The sequence below is a fragment of the Pseudoalteromonas sp. 2CM39R genome, assembly GCF_023161845.1.
Genome location: NZ_JALNTM010000001.1, coordinates 109,581 through 127,971, shown reverse-complemented (window position 1 = coordinate 127,971; position 18,391 = coordinate 109,581). Strand labels below are relative to the sequence as shown.

Annotated in this window: 25 protein-coding genes; 7 read left to right on the top strand and 18 right to left on the bottom strand. The window is 39.7% G+C overall.

The genetic code is table 11. The annotated features are described in order from the left end of the window. The first annotated feature begins 6 nt into the window (after positions 1-6). The 4 genes from MTF66_RS00595 to bfr (MTF66_RS00580) all read left to right on the top strand — a co-directional run bounded on the left by MTF66_RS00595 (position 7) and on the right by bfr (MTF66_RS00580) (position 3,922). Complete coding sequence (locus tag MTF66_RS00595; RefSeq protein WP_248525939.1) at positions 7-342, top strand: DUF3703 domain-containing protein; 336 nt, start codon at positions 7-9, stop codon at positions 340-342. Between the two features lie 285 nt (positions 343-627). Then, positions 628-2,763: a TonB-dependent receptor gene (locus MTF66_RS00590; protein ID WP_248525938.1), complete on the top strand. Its 2,136-nt coding sequence runs from the start codon at positions 628-630 to the stop codon at positions 2,761-2,763. 209 nt (positions 2,764-2,972) lie between these two features. Beyond that, positions 2,973-3,446 (top strand): bacterioferritin, encoded by a 474-nt coding sequence (gene bfr / locus MTF66_RS00585; RefSeq protein WP_054552096.1) that lies wholly within the window; start codon positions 2,973-2,975, stop codon positions 3,444-3,446. Positions 3,447-3,457: 11 nt separating this feature from the next. Next, positions 3,458-3,922 (top strand): bacterioferritin, encoded by a 465-nt coding sequence (gene bfr, locus MTF66_RS00580; protein ID WP_054552095.1) that lies wholly within the window; start codon positions 3,458-3,460, stop codon positions 3,920-3,922. Between the two features lie 105 nt (positions 3,923-4,027). Here the strand turns inward: bfr (MTF66_RS00580) and MTF66_RS00575 are convergent, their stop codons facing one another. Further along, entirely contained in the window at positions 4,028-4,483 is a 456-nt protein-coding gene (locus MTF66_RS00575; protein ID WP_248525936.1) for a hypothetical protein, read from the bottom strand. A 184-nt stretch (positions 4,484-4,667) separates the two neighbouring features. Between MTF66_RS00575 and MTF66_RS00570 the strand changes: the two genes are divergently transcribed. Then, entirely contained in the window at positions 4,668-5,099 is a 432-nt protein-coding gene (locus MTF66_RS00570) for a hypothetical protein (RefSeq protein ID WP_248525934.1), read from the top strand. 276 nt (positions 5,100-5,375) lie between these two features. On the opposite strand, the gene MTF66_RS00565 is transcribed toward MTF66_RS00570, so the two are convergent. From MTF66_RS00565 to hutH, 7 genes are all read right to left on the bottom strand, one after another. Beyond that, on the bottom strand, positions 5,376-5,933 hold the full coding sequence (locus tag MTF66_RS00565; RefSeq protein WP_248525932.1) for a YbhB/YbcL family Raf kinase inhibitor-like protein: 558 nt from the start codon (positions 5,931-5,933) through the stop codon (positions 5,376-5,378). Positions 5,934-6,008: 75 nt separating this feature from the next. Beyond that, complete coding sequence (locus tag MTF66_RS00560) at positions 6,009-6,821, bottom strand: AraC family transcriptional regulator (RefSeq protein ID WP_248525930.1); 813 nt, start codon at positions 6,819-6,821, stop codon at positions 6,009-6,011. Positions 6,822-7,094: 273 nt separating this feature from the next. Continuing rightward, positions 7,095-7,457, bottom strand: coding sequence for a hypothetical protein (locus MTF66_RS00555; RefSeq protein WP_248525928.1), 363 nt, complete (start codon positions 7,455-7,457; stop codon positions 7,095-7,097). Positions 7,458-7,483: 26 nt separating this feature from the next. Beyond that, positions 7,484-7,876 carry a hypothetical protein gene (locus MTF66_RS00550; RefSeq protein ID WP_248525926.1) on the bottom strand — a complete coding sequence of 131 codons (393 nt, stop codon included), beginning with the start codon at positions 7,874-7,876 and terminating at the stop codon, positions 7,484-7,486. 287 nt (positions 7,877-8,163) lie between these two features. Then, positions 8,164-8,574, bottom strand: a complete 411-nt coding sequence (locus MTF66_RS00545; RefSeq protein ID WP_248525924.1) for a GFA family protein — start codon at positions 8,572-8,574, stop codon at positions 8,164-8,166. 121 nt (positions 8,575-8,695) lie between these two features. Beyond that, a complete protein-coding gene (locus MTF66_RS00540) occupies positions 8,696-10,696 on the bottom strand; it encodes a urocanate hydratase (protein WP_054563828.1) in 2,001 nt (666 codons plus the stop codon). An 11-nt stretch (positions 10,697-10,707) separates the two neighbouring features. Beyond that, positions 10,708-12,201 carry a histidine ammonia-lyase gene (gene hutH / locus MTF66_RS00535; protein ID WP_248525922.1) on the bottom strand — a complete coding sequence of 498 codons (1,494 nt, stop codon included), beginning with the start codon at positions 12,199-12,201 and terminating at the stop codon, positions 10,708-10,710. 120 nt (positions 12,202-12,321) lie between these two features. Here hutH and MTF66_RS00530 point away from each other — a divergent pair, with 120 nt between their 5' ends. Further along, complete coding sequence (locus MTF66_RS00530) at positions 12,322-13,218, top strand: LysR family transcriptional regulator (RefSeq protein ID WP_248525919.1); 897 nt, start codon at positions 12,322-12,324, stop codon at positions 13,216-13,218. Here the strand turns inward: MTF66_RS00530 and MTF66_RS00525 are convergent. The 8 genes from MTF66_RS00525 to MTF66_RS00490 form a co-directional block, all read right to left on the bottom strand. Next, positions 13,196-13,693, bottom strand: a complete 498-nt coding sequence (locus tag MTF66_RS00525) for a hypothetical protein (RefSeq protein WP_248525917.1) — start codon at positions 13,691-13,693, stop codon at positions 13,196-13,198. The two genes, MTF66_RS00530 and MTF66_RS00525, sit on opposite strands and share 23 nt — an antisense overlap. After that, the gene (locus MTF66_RS00520; protein WP_248525916.1) at positions 13,686-14,075 is read right to left on the bottom strand and encodes a DoxX-like family protein; all 390 of its coding nucleotides are present in this window, start codon (positions 14,073-14,075) and stop codon (positions 13,686-13,688) included. Before MTF66_RS00520 ends, MTF66_RS00525 begins: the two co-directional genes overlap by 8 nt. 49 nt (positions 14,076-14,124) lie before the next feature. Further along, the gene (locus MTF66_RS00515) at positions 14,125-14,541 is read right to left on the bottom strand and encodes a DUF805 domain-containing protein (protein WP_082665559.1); all 417 of its coding nucleotides are present in this window, start codon (positions 14,539-14,541) and stop codon (positions 14,125-14,127) included. Between the two features lie 189 nt (positions 14,542-14,730). Beyond that, positions 14,731-15,258: a DUF4240 domain-containing protein gene (locus MTF66_RS00510; RefSeq protein WP_062565591.1), complete on the bottom strand. Its 528-nt coding sequence runs from the start codon at positions 15,256-15,258 to the stop codon at positions 14,731-14,733. Next, on the bottom strand, positions 15,255-15,449 hold the full coding sequence (locus MTF66_RS00505; RefSeq protein WP_036971837.1) for a YwbE family protein: 195 nt from the start codon (positions 15,447-15,449) through the stop codon (positions 15,255-15,257). The genes MTF66_RS00510 and MTF66_RS00505 overlap by 4 nt, the downstream gene beginning before the upstream one ends. 59 nt (positions 15,450-15,508) lie before the next feature. Then, a complete protein-coding gene (locus tag MTF66_RS00500) occupies positions 15,509-15,955 on the bottom strand; it encodes a hypothetical protein (protein WP_248525914.1) in 447 nt (148 codons plus the stop codon). Between the two features lie 2 nt (positions 15,956-15,957). Then, the gene (locus MTF66_RS00495; protein ID WP_248525912.1) at positions 15,958-16,230 is read right to left on the bottom strand and encodes a hypothetical protein; all 273 of its coding nucleotides are present in this window, start codon (positions 16,228-16,230) and stop codon (positions 15,958-15,960) included. Next, positions 16,223-16,429 (bottom strand): hypothetical protein, encoded by a 207-nt coding sequence (locus tag MTF66_RS00490; RefSeq protein ID WP_248525910.1) that lies wholly within the window; start codon positions 16,427-16,429, stop codon positions 16,223-16,225. The genes MTF66_RS00495 and MTF66_RS00490 overlap by 8 nt, the downstream gene beginning before the upstream one ends. 88 nt (positions 16,430-16,517) lie before the next feature. Between MTF66_RS00490 and MTF66_RS00485 the strand changes: the two genes are divergently transcribed. Further along, a complete protein-coding gene (locus MTF66_RS00485) occupies positions 16,518-17,324 on the top strand; it encodes an ion transporter (protein ID WP_171037160.1) in 807 nt (268 codons plus the stop codon). Positions 17,325-17,601: 277 nt separating this feature from the next. Here MTF66_RS00485 and MTF66_RS00480 read toward each other — a convergent pair whose 3' ends face one another. Both MTF66_RS00480 and MTF66_RS00475 read right to left on the bottom strand, forming a co-directional pair. After that, positions 17,602-17,889, bottom strand: a complete 288-nt coding sequence (locus MTF66_RS00480; protein WP_248525909.1) for a hypothetical protein — start codon at positions 17,887-17,889, stop codon at positions 17,602-17,604. 6 nt (positions 17,890-17,895) lie between these two features. After that, positions 17,896-18,276, bottom strand: coding sequence for a VOC family protein (locus tag MTF66_RS00475; protein WP_248525907.1), 381 nt, complete (start codon positions 18,274-18,276; stop codon positions 17,896-17,898). Positions 18,277-18,391 lie beyond the last annotated feature (115 nt).

Sequence of the window (18,391 nt, the reverse complement as noted above, 5' to 3'; positions counted from 1 at the left end):
TTCGCCATGAATATTGAGCTCAAAAATGCCTTTAACGCCGAAATGATATTGGCTAAAACTAGTTATAAGAAAGAAGATTACACAACCGCTTTTTATCACTTAGAGCGGGCTCATATTCTGGGTCAAAGCTATATCATTGCGCATACTTACTCTCATTGGTGGATGTGTAAAATTGGTTTTAAAACCCATAATGCCAAGGAAATAATTGGTCAGTTTGCTCGCATGGCAGCTTCAATTGTATTTTCGCGTGTTTGGGTCCCACTCGGTAATACCGGCGGCACTAATGTTAGCCCTTTCAAACCAATGCCTATTCCAGACGACTTAAAACGTTTTTTAAACTAGCGCCAGCTAATACCAACCCGCAATAATACTTAATCATTTTGAGGGATTAAAACTGTCGCTAACTGCGTTAAAAATTTCTCATTTAGAACAACGGATTGGTATAAAAACACAGCTACTGTCCTGCTAATCCTAATAGCTATTTGCTTAATAACTAATTTAAATAAGTAGGTACAAAACAATACAATAATTTATTGCAAATAATTATCATTAGCCTTGCCTTTACACTTCTTTACATTTAGACTGCCGCACAATCACATAATAAATACCGATTTAACAAGGATAAACATGTTAAAAACTTCACTGACTCTGGTCGCTCTTGCAATTAGCAGCCAGGCATTTGCTGATGATGCCATCAATAAAAAACTCACCGCAGAAGAAATGGAACACGTTGTTGTATCAGGCAGCCGTGTATTTGAAAGCATTGATGAAGTACCCGCTTCTGTAACGATTATTAGCCAAAAGCAAATTGAAGAACATTTAAAAGTTAATCCAGAACTACAAAGCTTACTTGCGCAAATGGTACCAGGCCTTGCACCAGATACAGGTAGTTCGAGTAATACAGGTCAGAGTTTACGTGGCCGTGCACCACTTGTGATGATTGATGGTGTGCCACAATCTACACCACTCAGAAACGGCTCTTTGGGAGTTAAAACACTCGACCCAAGTGCCATTGCGCGTATCGAAGTGATCAAAGGTGCTACCTCTGTTTATGGTAATGGTGCATCGGGCGGTATTATTAATTACATCACAAAGCAGGCAACAAGTGATGGTCAGCCAGAAGGTGAGATCAGCCTATCGTCACGTTTTAGTGCAGTTAAGTTAGAAGAAAGCGCCGGTGCGCGAGTCTCTGCTGCGGTTAATGGCCGAGCAGATAAACTCAGCTATTTATTTACCGCAAGTTACGAAGAAAATGGTGTTCAACGTGACGCCGAAGGCGATATTCTTGGCTTACAATATGGTTTATCTGATGCAGTAACAGAAAACTACTTCACCAAGCTTGGTTATGATTTTGACGATGAAAAACAACTGCAATTTAGCTATAACTACTTTAGCTCTCAACAAAAAACCGATTTAGGTGACGTAGTTGGTAACCTAAACGATGGCGAAAAAACGTATGCCATTCATGTACCTAAAGAGCTGCAAAAGCAAGGTAAACCACAAGGCCCAGACGGTAACGAAAACATTACCTTAAAATACACAGACTACGCCCTGTTTACTAATACACAAATGACGCTCGACCTTTACATGCAAGATATCGAGAATGTGTTTTTCTTTTCTACCAACCTAGCTAACCCAGACGAAGGTTACGAAGGCGGCCAATCAATTATTCGCTCTGAAAAGAAAGGGGCACGCGCTACCTTTAATACCCTTGTTGATTTTGACAATGTTGAAGCCACCTTCATTTATGGCCTAGATGCACTGAATGATGTGACTTCTCAGCCACTTGTAGATGGCCGTGTCTGGGTACCAGAAATGGATATGGAAAGCCTTGCTGGCTTTTTACAAACAAAATGGGTAATCGATAATGATTTAGTTATTAAAGCAGGTGTGCGCCAAGAGAGCATTGATTTAACCGTTGATGATTACAATACCTTAAAGCTTTGCCGTTCAGAAACACAGTGCTCTGTGCCACTTAGCGTAAAAGGCGACACCATTGATTACGATGCAACCACCTATAATGTAGGTGTTAAATACAATTTACTTGAGGCTTTCAGCCCATTTGCCAATTATTCACAAGGGTCTGATATCTCAGATATTGGCCGCTTACTACGTTCAGCAACGGTGAATGATATTGGTCTAATTCAAACAGAAGCATCAATCATTGATAACTATGAAATTGGTTTTACCTCACAGTTTGATGACTTACGTTTTGAATTTGCAGCTTACCGCAGTACATCAGAGTTTGGCACCACAAACAGCTTTAATGAAGTAACCGGTGTTTATGAGCCGGTACGTGCACCGCAAGAGATTTGGGGTTACGAAACATTAGTTGATTATAAAATTAACCCAACTCTAAAACTGGTTGCAACTTACAGCTATGTTGAAGGTAAAAACACCGAAGACGACATTTACTTAGGTTCACGCCAAATAAGCCCACCAAAAGGCACTGCTAACTTAAACTGGCAGCCTAATGATGAGTTATCACTTACGGTGAGTTATTTATATGTGGGTTCACGCAAACGCTTTGAACCAAATGCAGACGGCGACTATGTTGGCGACCAAGGGCCAATTAGCAGTTACAACCTATTTAACCTAAGCGGTCGTTATAACTTTAGCGATAACTGGCAAGCGTTTATGGGTGTAGAAAACCTATTTAACAATGATTACTACCCTGCCCGTGCCCAGTCATACACCTACGGTGGCTATAACATTAAAGGTTTAGGTACTACAGTGACACTTGGTGCAACCTATAGTTTCTAAATTAAACTTTGTTTAGAACAACAAGCCCTTCTTAGTAAGGGCTTTTTCATTTAAGAATAGAAACGATAAATTGTTCATTTATCAACCATTAACGCAAACTTAAACGAGAATCACACTCAATAGTAAACAACTGATTTACAAAGGAAAAAGTTTGCAATCTTGTTTTTATATACTACAATTACCGCAACTTGGAATTTGAGGACAGCATTATGAAAGGTAATCAAAAAGTCATAGATAGTTTTAACAAACTACTCGCAAACGAATTAGCTGCTATAGATCAATACTTTATTCATTCTCGTATGTATGACGATTGGGGCCTAAATAAGCTGTATGAACGTCTTAATCACGAAATGGAAGAAGAAAAAGATCACGCTGATTGGTTGATCAAACGTATTCTATTTTTAGAAGGCGTACCAAACATGACTAAGCGTCGTGATCTATTAATTGGCTCAGACGTGAAAAGCATGATGCAAAACGATTTAACACTTGAACTAGAAGTGGTTGATTGTGTTAAAGAAGCAATTGCAATCTGTGAGCAAGAAAAAGACTATCAATCACGCGAAGTGCTTGAAAAGCTATTATTTGATACAGAAGAAGATCATGTTTATTGGTTAGAACAACAGCTTGGTCTAATCGACAAAATTGGTAGCCAAAACTACCATCAATCTCAAATGGGCGAATAGAGGCTAATTGTATGAAAGGCGATAAAAGCGTCATTGCTGCACTTAATAAAGTATTAGCGAATGAATTAGTAGGTATTAACCAATACTTTTTACACGCTCGTATGTTTAAAGATTTTGGCTTTTCTAAATTAGACAAAGCTGATTACAAAGTATCTATTCAAAAAATGAAAAACGCCGACCGTTTAATTGAGCGTATTTTGTTTTTAGAAGGTTTACCAAACCTACAAGATTTAGGTCGCCTACGTATTGGTGAAAACTCTGAAGAAATGATCGAAGCTAACATGAGCTTTGAACTTGATTCTCTGCCTGATCTTAAAGCGGCAATTAAACTTGCTGAAGAGAAAAAAGATTACATCAGCCGTGAAGCGCTAGATAACATCTTAAATGAGCAAGAAGAACAGATTGATTGGCTTGAAACACAGCAGCAGTTAATCAAAACCGCAGGGCTTGAGAATTACCTGCAATCTCAAATGTAATTTGCTAAAACTTAAAAAAGCAGCCTAGGCTGCTTTTTTTATGTTTACGGATATGGCAAGTTACCTTCGAATTTGGCTTTTAAAATTCATCAGTTAGATGGGATTTCATTGCTTCTCGAATACACATGAGACTTCAGGTTTATTCAGCGTGTAAGTAATACTGCCGTTCTCTTTAAAACGCAGATCCTCAGTTGTTGAACCGTTGTCGTCTTCATTATCACAGCGAAAGTAGCGCTTAGTTCTAACAATGCCATTTACAAAGTATTTTAACTTCGAACTGACAACGCAAAAGTTAGGTATCTTCTTTACCTGCGTGCCGTTATGTAAATCACTAAAATCGATTAACGTCCCTAAGCTAAAGCCTTGCGTTGGGTCTTTTATCAATGAAAAAGATGCGCTTTGACAAACCGCATCGCTGCCCTCTTTTGTTTTGTAATCACCTTGTTTGTCTTTTATCAGAGCCAAAAACTGTGTTTTATTGCTCGGCTTTACATCCAGCAGAGCGCTGGCAATTGACGAGGTTGATAGTAAAAAAGCCACTAAACAAAAGTAATATCTCATTGAAAATCCATAAACTTATAGACACTTTACTAGCATAGCATGCTGATTAAGGTTGGTGAATTTATAACGTATTAGTTAATACGATTAAAAAATGCTTTTGGTTCTATTTTATGAACTTTGCATAGGCAACCAACCTGTTTATATGCTATAAATTTTAATGATGATAATTTTTGGAGGGAATCAAATGAAAATAGTCAAACTCATCGCTTTAACCACATTTTTGGCCTTAACCAGTACTCAAAGCCTAGCTGGTGATGACGATTGGAAAACAATCGCAGAGAAAAAGGTCAGCTACAAAAGCGAAACCGATACCGTTAACCCTATCACCAGCAGCCACTACAGCCATATTAAAGTTAAGTGCACCCATGGCACTGTGAATCTTAAGAAAATTAAAGTCGTTATGAACAACGGTGAAGAAAAAGTATTTGATAACCTAGGTGTTTTAACCAAAGGAATGTCATCACGTAGCTTAAATTTGCCAGACAAAAACGACGCTAAACTCGATAAAATCAAACTTGAATATGAATCAGTAGGCAGCACAGCCCTCAGTATGGCAGGCGTAACCGAGAAAGCCGAAGTTGAAATTCTCGCGAAAAAATCCAAGAAAGAAGATTAAAGTTGCGAGATGCGAGATGCGAGATGCGAGATGCGAGATGCGAGTCAGGATGTTAGAGCCTATACAGTTTCACAAGCAGCGGCGTCTTTCCGCCGCGACTATTTAAAAAACAAAGGCGAGAACAAGTTTCACGCCTGCTTTAGAAAACATCAGGCACTAGGGTTTAGGCTCTAGGACGCGATGTAAAATCGCTGCTACTTGTTCGGCGTTAAAACGCCTCCTACAAACTTGTATCTCGCTAACTTTACCCTTTTAACTCGTATCACGCTAACTCTCTCAACGCTTATAAAGCGCTTCAATTGTTGCTGAATCAAGCGAATAGGCATTAATCATATAACCTGCTAACGCGCCTGATGCGTTCTCTGGTATTTCAAGTTTTTGTGATAGCGCATGTAGTGTAAATTGATATCTGTGAGCGCCATGGCCTTCTGGAGGGCAAGCGCCGCCAAAGCCTTTGAAACCGTAATCATTTGTGATCTGCACACTGCCTTTTGGCATTGCGTTCTTCTCTGCACTGCCTGCACCGCTTGCTAAACTTGATACCGACTTAGGGATATTCACAACTTGCCAATGCCACCAGCCACTCCCTGTAGGCGCATCTGGATCATAAACTGTCAATGCGAATGCTTCTGTTCCTTTAGGTGCATTTTGCCAAGCAAGTTGTGGAGAAAGGTTATCGCCATTACAACCAAACCCTTTAAACTCTTGCTCACTCCCCATAAAGTCACCATGGGCAATGTCTTTGCTTGTTAGAGTAAATGTCTCAGCGAATGTGGTGCCAGATAAACATAGCAAAAATAACGGTATAGCAATTTTCAATGTTGATGATTTCATAATATTCTCCGATTAATAAGAATAATCATAATACCTAGCAAAGACAGATCAAATTAGTACCAAAACTGTCAATTATTAGCCTACTTCGCTCATTATTGTTTTACGAAGGGCTGTTGGAGTCGTATTAAACAAAAGTTTAAACTTATCGGTGAATCTAGATTGCGACGAAAAACCACATTGCTGTGCAATGCTGCCAATAGACTGTGAGCTACTTTGAATCAAGTGTAGTCCATGGCTTAAACGCGCGTTATCTTTAATTAATTGAAAACTACTGTCTTCTGCGGTTAACTTTCTTCTGAGTGTCGATTCGCTCATCGCTAACGTAGCTGCAATACTACTTGCATCCCAATCATGCGTTAAATCACCAGCGATGATAGTATGTACTTTATGAGTCAGTGTTGGTGGCTCAATAATTGAACCTAAGTCTTTGAAGCCCTGCGAATATAGTACTTGCAGCAGCTCTTGTCTTCTAATTTGCCATAATTGTGGTGGTGTTACTGCAGCCCATTCAATGAATTGTTTTAAGGTCATTTGAAACAGTGGATCGACTTGCCCAGTGATGAAATTTTTCTTTGTGCTGGCTTGATATTTCAAGCACTCAAAGTCGGTGTAATCAAATTCAATCAATAGCGCAATATAGCCAAAGTTTCGCGGAATGTTACGCATCGCAACCTGTGGTGTATTTGCCATAAAGACAAAATCACCTGCATTGCAGTTAACTTCTTCTGTATCTATTAGCGTTTTGCTGCCAGATAATACAACGACAAGTAATGGGTTTGCGATAGGCACATTAACAATATGTTGTTCATCATTAGCGCAGTAAATCGAAAACGGTAAAGACTGCTCTTGCTTTACTGTGCTTAAACCTATCTCTATCAATTCATTCATAATTTACAGTGTTTTACCATTGCTCTGGGAGGAACGGCTTGAGCCATGATTCTTAGTTATTCGGCGTAAAATCTCCTAGCAACTTTACCCTTGTAACTAGCTAACTTTACTCTTTAATCCCGCTAAAGCACGACCTACAAACGCGTGAAAAAACATTAGGCACTAGGCTCTGGGACACGATGTAAAATCGCTGCTACTTGTTCGGCGTTGAAACGCCTCCTACAACTTATTACTCGCTAACTTTACTCTCGTATCTCGCTAACTTTAATACAATCAAACAAGCATATTGTTTAACATCATTCCTGGCAATAAAAATACCATTGCAAAAGAGAATGAGCCGGTGAGTGCGACTGCAAGACAGCAAAATGCCGTTTGCATTAAAAATACGTTGGGTTTACCAGAGGCACTTTTTTGAAATGACACATAGGCAAGTAACAGATTTTCTTTAATTTTTAGAAAGTAAGAACGCACTCCTCTGATGATAGGCAAGCTGTACATTGCTAAAAAAGCAAATACAACTTCTATTCCACCAAAATGAAATAACAGTGCAATCTCAGGTGAGAACCAACCAACAATAGCTATCAAGCACCAAAATGCAGCTTTTTGATATTTATTTAGTTCGTGCCATTTGATCATCGTCTTCCTTGTATTTCCAATTATATTTAAATTAAGTGAGCAGCTGATATATCTAATTTAGTTATATAAGCTTTGAGCTCTGCAAGCTGAAGTTTTTCGCCTTGGTGAGCATTCATCGCTTTGGCAAAATAGCTGTTGGCTTTCTGCTGATCACCAGCATGCTCATGAATGAGTCCAATTCGAAGATAAGTAAAAGCAAGGTTATTAGGGCCTAACTCTGTTTGCAGCGTTTTAGCGCTATCAAGCTCAAGAATTCTTGCAAGTGCATTTAACGCATAAAGCGCACTATCGCTCGAACCTTTGATGTACTGAGAATGAGCAAGTTCAAGCTCTTTTTTAATAAACTCAGCTGTAATTTCATTTGCGTTTGTAGGCACAGCTAACGAGACTAAAGCAGCTAAGGTTAAAACTTTAAACATATTAAACCTCCTTTTAAAATGTGTTTTACAGATTAATCAAACTCGACCAACTGGTCAAACTTTACTCTAGCATCTCTCTAAATTCTCTTTTAAACGCGCTGAAGCACGACCTACAAACGCGCGAAACAAGTTTCACGCCTACTTTTGAAAACATAAGGTGCTAGGATTTAGGCTCTGGGACGCGATGTAAAATCGAAGCTACTTGTTCGGCGTTGAAACGCCTCCTACAAACTTGTATCTCGCTAACTTTACCCTCGTATCTCGCTAACTTTCCCCTTTAATCGGGCTCAATCACGACCAAAACCAATCAACTTTTTGCCATTTGAACCTTTTTTATGCCATTCGGTTTGCTCTTCGCAGAATATTTGCGCGTCTAATTCCTTACTTGGCTCTTCATTTAAACTGCCTGCAGGCACAAGTAGGTATTTACTGTCTTGTGATTCAAATGGCAGCGCAGAGCCACAGGTTTTACAAAACGCCCTAGATAATGCACGACCAGGGTAATTAAACCGCGTGATGTGATTTTGGCCTTTAACCCATTCGATAGCATCAGGTGAGGTAAACAAATTTGCAGCGTGAGCAGTGCCGGTTAGTTTGCGGCATTGTTCGCAATGACAGAAGAAAAAGCGCCTAAAGTTATCAGCGACTTTAAAACTCACTTCGCCGCAACAGCATCCGCCTGTAAGTAGTCTAGTCATATCTATCTCCTTATTCGCTAAGCTAAAAATTTATTCCCTAAACGATGCGCTATTTAATAATTTTTGGCAATAAAAAAGGCCATGTTGCGGTTACAACATGGCCTTTTTGCATTGACACAACTTAGAAATCTAAGTTTGATAAAACTTCATCATCAACGTTATTAGACAAGGTCACTTTAAGTTTAGGGGTACGCGCCATTTCACGTTTAATCGCAAAATTAGCTTCTTCGTTACGTGCCCAACTACGACGAGCAATACCGTTGTTTACATCAAATAATAGCATAGATTTCAAACGACGCTCGGCAGCTTCACTACCATCTAGTAGCATACCAAAACCACCGTTGATCACTTCGCCCCAGCCAACACCGCCACCATTGTGGATAGATACCCAAGTAGCACCACGGAAACCATCACCAATTACGTTATGAATCGCCATGTCTGCTGTGAAGCGGCTACCATCATAGATGTTTGATGTTTCACGGAAAGGTGAATCAGTACCACTTACGTCATGGTGGTCACGCCCAAGTACAACTGGACCAATTTCACCACGATTAATAGCATCATTAAAGGCTTTAGCGATTTCAGCGCGGCCTTGTGCGTCTGCATAAAGAATACGAGCTTGCGAACCAACAACAAGTTTGTTTTGCTTCGCATCTTTGATCCACGTGATGTTGTCTTGCATTTGCTGTTGGATCTCTTCTGGCGAGTCCGCCATGATTTTATTTAAAACGTCTGCAGCAATCGCATCTGTTTTATCAAGATCTTCTGGTTTACCTGACGTACATACCCAGCGGAACGGGCCAAAACCGTAGTCAAAACACATTGGGCCAAGAATATCTTGTACGTAAGATGGGTATTTAAAATCAATACCATTTTCAGCCATTACATCGCCACCAGCGCGTGATGCTTCTAGCAAGAACGCATTACCGTAATCAAAGAAGTAAGTACCTTTTGCCGTGTGCTTGTTAACAGCATCGGCGTGGCGCTTAAGTGTCGCTTGTACTTTTTCCTTGAATACTTCTGGCTCTTCACGAATTAAACGATTTGACTCTTCATAGCTAATATCAACCGGGTAGTAACCGCCTGACCATGGGTTATGAAGTGAAGTTTGGTCTGAACCTAAGTGAATGAAAATATCTTCAGCTAAGAAGCTTTCCCATACATCAACCACGTTACCGATAAAGGCAATTGAAACCACTTCTTCATTTTGCTGAGCCGTACGTACACGCTCAACTAGCTCTGGCATGTTATCGATAAGCTCATCAACCCAACCTTGTTGATGACGCTTAATAGCTGCCTTAGGGTTAACCTCGGCACATACGGTAATACAGTTAGCAATGTTACCTGCTTTAGGCTGCGCACCACTCATACCGCCTAAACCAGCAGTTAAGAAGATCTTACCTTTTGGTGATTCGCCTTTTTCGAGCACTTTACGGAATGCATTCATTACTGTAATGGTTGTACCGTGAACAATACCTTGTGGGCCAATATACATAAATGAACCCGCAGTCATTTGACCGTATTGAGTTACACCCAGTGCATTGAATTTTTCCCAGTCATCCGGCTTTGAATAGTTCGGGATCATCATACCGTTTGTTACAACCACACGCGGTGCTTCAACTGATGATGGAAATAAGCCCATAGGGTGACCCGAGTACATGTGTAGCGTTTGGTCTTCTTCCATTTCGCTTAGGTACTTCATAGTTAATAAGTACTGCGCCCAGTTTTGGAATACCGCACCGTTACCACCGTAAGTGATTAGCTCTTCAGGATGCTGTGCTACTGCAGGATCAAGGTTATTGTCGATCATTAACATGATAGCGGCAGCTTGTTCGCATTTAGCCGGGTAATCGCTGATTGAGCGCGCTTTAAGCTCATAGTTAGGCTTAAAGCGATACATATAAATACGGCCAAATTGCTTAAGCTCAGCGGCAAATTCAGCGGCTAATTCTTTGTGCCATTCTTTAGGGAAATAACGCAATGCGTTACGAATCGCTAATTGCTTTTCGTCAGCCGATAAAATGTCTTTACGTTTTGGAGCACGGTTTGCATCACTTGGATACGGTTTTGGCTCGGGTAATACGCTCGGGATACCTTGCTTAATTTGTTCTTGAAAAGTCATTATTTGCTCCCTTAGTTAACTTTAAACGCTTGCGATTTAACAAGTTCTACCATGGCATCAATGTCTGGCTTAAGTAAGCGGTCTTCTTCTAGTTTGGTAACTTTGCTACGAATTAGCGCAAAGTTTTCTTCAATGATGTCTGAACACTTGTTAGGACGTCTAAATTCGATTGCTTGCGCTGCATACATCAGCTCAATAGCAAAGATTTTATCAAGATTACCTAAAATCTGGTTTAACTTACGACCAGAGATACTACCCATAGATACGTGATCTTCTTGGCCCATTGATGTTGGTACGCTGTCTGCTGATGGCGGGAAACACAATGATTTATTTTCTGTTACCAGTGCAGCAGTCACATATTGCGGGATCATCATGCCAGAGTTTAAGCCACCCGATGTCGTTAACAAGCGTGGTAAGCCGTGTAAGCCCTCAAGCAATAAGTAACAACGACGATCAGCAATGTTACCAAGCTCTGCCGCTGCGATTGATGCGTAATCTAAAACCATAGCAAGTGGTTGGCCGTGGAAACCACCACCCGAAATAGCTTCTTCTTCACTGATCACAATTGGGTTATCTGTTACAGAGTTCATTTCTGTTTCAGCAAGCTCTTTTAAGTGGTAGTACGCGTTACGTGATGCACCATGAACTTGTGGAATACAACGCAATGAGTAAGGGTCTTGAACACGGTCACAATCAGTGTGTGAAGCCATGTTTTCAGAGCCTGCAAAAAAGCTACGCATGCGCGCTGCAACTTCAACGTTACCTTTAAAAGCACGAATTGCGTGTAACTCTTCACGGAACGGCGATTCGCTACCTTGCATACCTTCAATACTCATAGCACCTGCTACATCAGCAAGGTCTAATAAGTAACGCATTTTAGTAAGCGCAGTAATGGCATGCGATAAAATAAACTGAGTACCGTTAATTAATGCTAGGCCTTCTTTAGCATGTAAATCTAAAGGCGCTAAACCGTGCTCTTTTAATACGTCTGCTGCTGGCTTGATTGTGTCGTTTACCCAAAACTCACCTTCACCTAAAAGAGGTAAGAATAAGTGCGATAACGGTGCTAAGTCGCCCGACGCGCCAACTGAGCCTTGCTCTGGAACAACTGGGATAATATCAAGTTCAATAAACTTAAGCATACGCTCAACAACGGTTAAACGAATACCCGAAAAACCTTGGCTTAATGCGTGTACTTTGGTGATTAGCATCAGCTTTGAAATAGGTTTAGCGATTGGCTCACCCACACCAACAGCGTGTGTGATCAATAAGTTCTTTTGTAATAAGTTAGTTTCTTCTGGAGAAATTTGTGTATCACACAATGGACCAAAGCCCGTATTGATACCATAAATGGCTTTATCTGAGGCAGCCATTTTGTCTACGTTTTGGCGGCTTTTATTAATTTTATCAATTGCTTCTTGGCAAAGCTCTGCCTGTAACGTACCGGCTGCAATAGCATTAACGCTATCTAACGTTAATTGGTCAACACCATACTTAAATGTCATTTTTAACTCCTAAAGAACAGGATTAAGTTTTATTTAGATGGAGTCTAGCTTGCTCTAGTTGTTTTACAAATGCATAATTATCGTTATTCATTCCAGATTTATCGAACTAAAAGAAGAGCTATGCAAGTTCATGACGTAGACCTGCGCTTATTGCGCGTTTTTGTAGCAATTGTTGAGTGTGGTGGGCTTTCAGCCGCAGAGTCACGTTTGAATATTGGCCGCTCCACCATTAGTGCGCATTTATCAGATTTAGAAGTAAGGCTTGGTATTAAATTATGTAAACGTGGCCGCAGTGGTTTTGAAATTACAGACGCTGGCGCCATCACTTATCAGGCATCGATAGAACTGCTTCAGCAATGCGAAGCCTTTGCTAATACCGTAGCCAGCTCTAAAAACGAGTTATCGGGACGTTTAAGTATTGCCATGATAGATACCATGGTCAGCGACCCACGCTGTGCCATTCCCCGCGCGATAGCAAGGTTAAAAGGCAAAGGTAAAAACATTCAGTTCGATATTAATGTATGCGAGGCACGAGAGGTAGAAACCGCAGTAGCCAATGGCCGCTCGTTAGTGGGGATTGGTGTTAGCCGCCATCATATTCGGGGATTAAATTACACCGCCTTACACAACGAAACTAACTTTTTATATTGCGCAGTCGGTCACCCATTATTTGAGTGTGATGACAAACAAATAGATGAACTCATTAAAGAAGCCGAAGTCATTACCAGTAACTACATGCGCGATAAAGAAAGCCGAAACGACGGATTAAACTATCAAAACAGTGCTGTTGCTTATCACGATGAAGGTATTGCACATTTGATTTTATCGGGTGAGTTTATTGGTTATTTACCCGATCACTACGCACAGTTCTGGGTTGATAAAGGAATTTTTAAAGCTATCCAGCCAAACAAATATCACTACGATATTCCCGTGGTATTGATCACCTCAAAAACAAATGCCAGCTCGCCTTTAGCAAATGCCATGATTGATGAAATTAAGCGTTGTTACGCGGTTTAGTTTTAAACTTGTTGATTAAGCTAAAAACAATCAAAATCAGACCTAAAATACCAAGCAATATACGAGCTATATTGCTTTTAAATAGCGCCTGTTCATAACTTTGAATCATCTTACCATTGAGCTTTAATTGATGAACTTTATACGCTTCGGCACTTTTATCATAAGAAGCCAAAATTTGAACGTTATCATTTAAGCCAATTGGTAAGTTAATTGGTCTAAGGAATGTAGTCGTTTTCTCAGTACCAACAACTGTCATAAGTTTACATTTAAATTTGCCACAATTTCTATGTGAATCATAAAAGCGTTGTACTACGCCCTGCTCATCTATTAGTTGCTCTTTTATAGGCAAATCCAAAAAATAGAATGCGGCAATAATCTGTACTAACCCTATAAAAAATAAATAAGAAGATAAAAATTTTTTTTCTTCTTTTTTTGTGAATTGAGTTATTGGTGACTGGTGCGGCGTATTAAGCATTGAGCTGTGGTTCTTTGAGTTCTTTAATTAATACGAGGCTAAAGGCGATCAAAGCAATGTTTGTAGTCACAGGATTAAACGCTTCGATTAAAAGTGCAGGTTGTAAAACAGCAACAAACAGCATTAGCCCAACTAAAGCAGCTATATTGAGAATATTGATTAACATTGAACGATAGAAAATAAAAAACAGCACGGCAAATATAATTTCACCTATGCCAGCAGCTCGGGTAATGAGCGTTGAGATTTCAGCATTAAAGCCAAAACTGGCCGTCATTTTTAGTTCAAGGGGGGCAATGTGAATAAGTTTTGGCATCAGCCCATGATAAAGCCAACTAAAGCTGATAATAAATCGAGCTATTTGAATCGTAGTAAAGTGCTTCATCGGGTAAGTTTAGTCTGTGTGCTCTGATATTCAGAGCACACAGTATAGCTTATAAGCTAGTAGGTTGTCCGAAACGGTTCTCAGCTTCATCACCTGCTAAAAAGCCATTTTCGATTAACGCCCAGATACCACCAATAACTGGAACTAAGCCAATCAGTACCCACCAACCTGATTTATTACGGTCATGCCAGCGCTTTACTTGAACCGCAAGCGAAACCCACATAAGTGGGATATAAAAGATTAGTGTGATCACAGAGATTGCTGTTTCATTACCACCTGTTAATAATGCAACTACGAACATAAAAACAAATGAAGCTACAATAATACCTAAGAAAGAATACCAATAGGTCTTACGAGGAATACGACCTTTAAAAGAAAACAAAATTTCTTTCATGCTTAAAGTGGTTGTTTCTGTTGATGCTGTAGCAAGGTTTGATTCTGGGGCTTGATATACGTTTTCTGACACTGTCATTTCCTTTGATATGTGTTGTAGCAAACAGTTTTAATCTAGTCTGCTGATTTATGTTGTTAATAGTGCTGAATTAAGCATGAATAAGATAACACAAAATGGTTGAATTTGGGTACTAAGAAATTGCTGAAAAACTACGAACAAGTAACCTAAAGACATAAAAAAAGCACCCTTAGGTGCTTTTAATTAACTCGGTTGTTGCCAATATTTGGCGTATAAATTTGGGTAGGTTTGTTTTAAAAACTTAGCTTTATCTTTAAAACGTTTACCTTTTGGTTGCTCAAGGCCTGATGGCACAAAGGGTAATTCGTCATCATTACGTTCTTCGTAAAGCATACCAGCAATTAAATCGTACTCATCTAAATACGGGTAAGGCTGTTCGTTTAAATGATAAACTGGCGTACACTCGGCAATTGAGTCCGGGTTTTCAAGCGCCTTTAAAAAAGCCTGTTCACCACGTGAAATAAGCCAACATAAAAACTCTGAAAAGCCATAATCGTCGTTACAACCAGCCATTACATAAGCGGCACCAAATAAGTCCCAGGTATAGGCTTTACGCATACGTAGGTTAAACTGCTTATCAAATTCCATCAGCTGCTGGTCAGATAAATCAGTCAGCTTTGCTTTTAATGCGTTACAAACAGACTCAGGCTCAGCAGTTTTATCTTCGGCGGTCACAAGTTGCCAAAATTCACTTTCGCTTAAAACACTCATGATAAAATCTCTTTCACGCGCCCTACTTGACCATCATCAAGTTGAACTTTAATACCATGCGGGTGGTTTGGGGATTTAGTTAAAATACGTGAAACCACACCTTGAGTTAACTGACCAGTTCGTTGATCTTGTTTTAAAACAATGTTGACTTCGCAGCCAATTGAAATTTGTGAACGCGTAGGCACTGCCATTGCTATATCTCTTTCAATAATTTTTGCCGATTATAGCCATTTGCAGCTGGCTTACCAAATTAAACCTGTTTGATTGGGCTGTTTTTAAGCAGCTCCTTTGGCAATATCTCATTTAAACGTTCAATGATAGCTTCAGCTTTGCCTTTTATTTGAAAGTCATAACCTTGGCCGTTGCCATCTAATATGACGGCTAAATAGTTATCAGAAACTTTCAGTTGCGTAATACGGCTTAATTCAAGAGTCTCTTCTTTATCGCCATAATAAACCTGCTTAACCGTTAAGCTTGTGTCTGTTGCCGTGAGTGTTTTACTAAGCGCTGATTTGGCAGCAAATTTCTCTGTTGAGCGGTAGGCCTGTACCATAAAACCGATAGCAAATATAAAACCGGTAAAACTTGAAATAGGTAATGAGTCTGATTGCAAGCTGTACACACCTATACAAATAAATAACATAGCAAGGGCTTGATTTAACCTAACCATCTGTTTAGGGGTTAAATTTACGTACATTATTATTCCTTTAAAAACGCAATTGCTTTTGCATTGATAGCTAAATCTATAGCGCTCAATTCTTTGATAATTAAACTGGTAATTAACTGGGTTTGCTCAGCGGCTATCGGCAGCTCTTTACAATAACAACTTACTTTTAGTGATTGCGGTAGCTTTTTTAGATCAGCAGTATGCGTTAACCATGAAAATTCTTGTACTTGCTCTTTTGCTTGTTCGCACGCTTGCGTTAATGCAACTCGAATAGCCTTATCTAGGCGCTTTTCAGTTTTAGTCATGTTCTGCTTGTTGTTTTTTAAATTCTTCGTAGCTGTCTTGCTGGCGCTTTACGCACTCATGGTACTCTTTATCTGCCATATGATTGCATTCACTTAAACGCGCCGATTGAATTTCATGATAACGGGCATCTGAGCTACAAGATGATAAAAGTATTGCAAGGGTCGCAATCACGCCCAATTTTAAGGCATTTAAAAACATTAAATTTCCTTTATGTAGTTATACATTGGTGCTGCGTTTTCCTGTATATTGCGTGGGTTTAAATATTATTACCAAAGGGTTCTATATGATGTTGTCGCAGTTACAACAGCTGTTTCAGCGTATCGATAAAAGTAAAATTTTTCAATCATTTGTTATTGCTGTCATTGTTATTTCAGCGCTAACAGTGGGTGCACACACCTACTCTTTACATCCAACTGCTGAGCTTGCCTTGCATTGGATGGACTTAGGTATCACCGTTTTCTTTTTAGTTGAACTGGTGATCCGCTTTATCGCAAGCCGTGGTTTTAAAGACTTTTTCACCAAAGGCTGGAATATCTTCGATTTTATAATCGTGGTGGGTAGCCTTTACCCTGCAGCTGGCTCTACGATTTTTATCGCTCGATTACTGCGTATTTTCCGCGTATTGCGACTTGTATCTATGATCCCAGAGCTTAGGCTGCTGGTTAACTCGCTTTTAAAAGCCATTCCACAAATGGGCTATATCGCCCTGCTTATGTTCGTGATCTTCTATATTTATGCCGCCATGGGTAGCATGCTGTTTGCTGATATAAACCCTGTACTGTGGGGCGATGTGTCTATTTCTATGCTTACCCTGTTCAGAATCGCCACGTTCGAGGATTGGACCGATGTTATGTATGAAACTATGGCTGTGTATGAACTCAGCTGGATTTTCTACCTAACGTTTATCTTCTTAACAGCCTTTGTATTTTTAAACATGATGGTTGGTGCAATTTTAGAGGTCATGTCTGAAGAGCATCGTAACGCCCGTGAAGAGCAAACATCTGATGCCGACATGCCAGCAACCAAAGGGCAAATTGCTCAGCTGCAAGCTGAAATGGCTGAACTAAAACAATTACTGAAAGAAAAGCAGTAAGGTTTTTTAAATAATAGTTTTTAGATATTGGGCGCTAGGACCTAGACTCTAGCGCTTCTACTTTAAACTTATAAATATGAAGCAGCTTTTTGCAATCGAACTCAACCTGAAAATTTACGATCCAACTCGATAATTTCTTCTTTTATAGCTTTCACTTGCTCTTGTGCAGCTGGATGCTCTAGCAAACCCAATTCAATAATGCCTGTGCATTTATTTATAAATGTTATCAAGCTCACCATTTAACCTCAAAGCACTTGTTGAAATTCATCGATTATTATCAAAGTAAGCTTAATATTTGCCCTTCTGCTATTTTTGTATGACATACAAACAACTCAAAAGGCATACCAATATACATACCTTGATGTGCAGATGAATCCAACATTTCTATGGATATATCAGCAGTTTCTCCATCAAAGAACTCTTTACTCTCTTCAAAAATAAGTCTACAGCTGGTATCAACACGGTTCAAATACGAAATTCGAGGGTAACAACCACTTCCAGTATATCTAAATGCATGAGGTGGGCGTTCTATGACTAAAAATGTAACTTTTGCTGTAATATTCATTACATATCATCCTCTCTTTTCTACCTTCCACGGAGGATTTAAGCGGTTTTCTCCCGCCCAATACAATTTAATTTTATTCCCTGATGGGTCTTTTAGAATTGCTTCTGTCCATAAATAACGTTGGGGTGTAGGCGGCTGTTCAAAGCTAATACCTTTTTCAACAAAGCTTGCGTAGAGCTCATCGAGCTGCTCATGTTCAAAATAAATGACCGCACTATTACTAAATTCTTCAGTTTCTAATGACAGCGAAAATGTGGCATCACCATCTGGGCATTGAAAGCGTGCGTAATGCGGGGTATCTACAATCTGAATCATTCCCAGTGTTAAGTAAAAAACCACCGCTTCATTCATATCCTTTACAGGTAACGTCACCTGATTGAGATTCATTTGCTACTCCCATGTAATGCTTTATTCGTTGCTTCAGCATATCGCGTTCATTAAATTAAGCAAAAGATATGTTATGAGTTAGCGAGTTGCGAGAGTAAAGTTAGCAAGTTAGAAA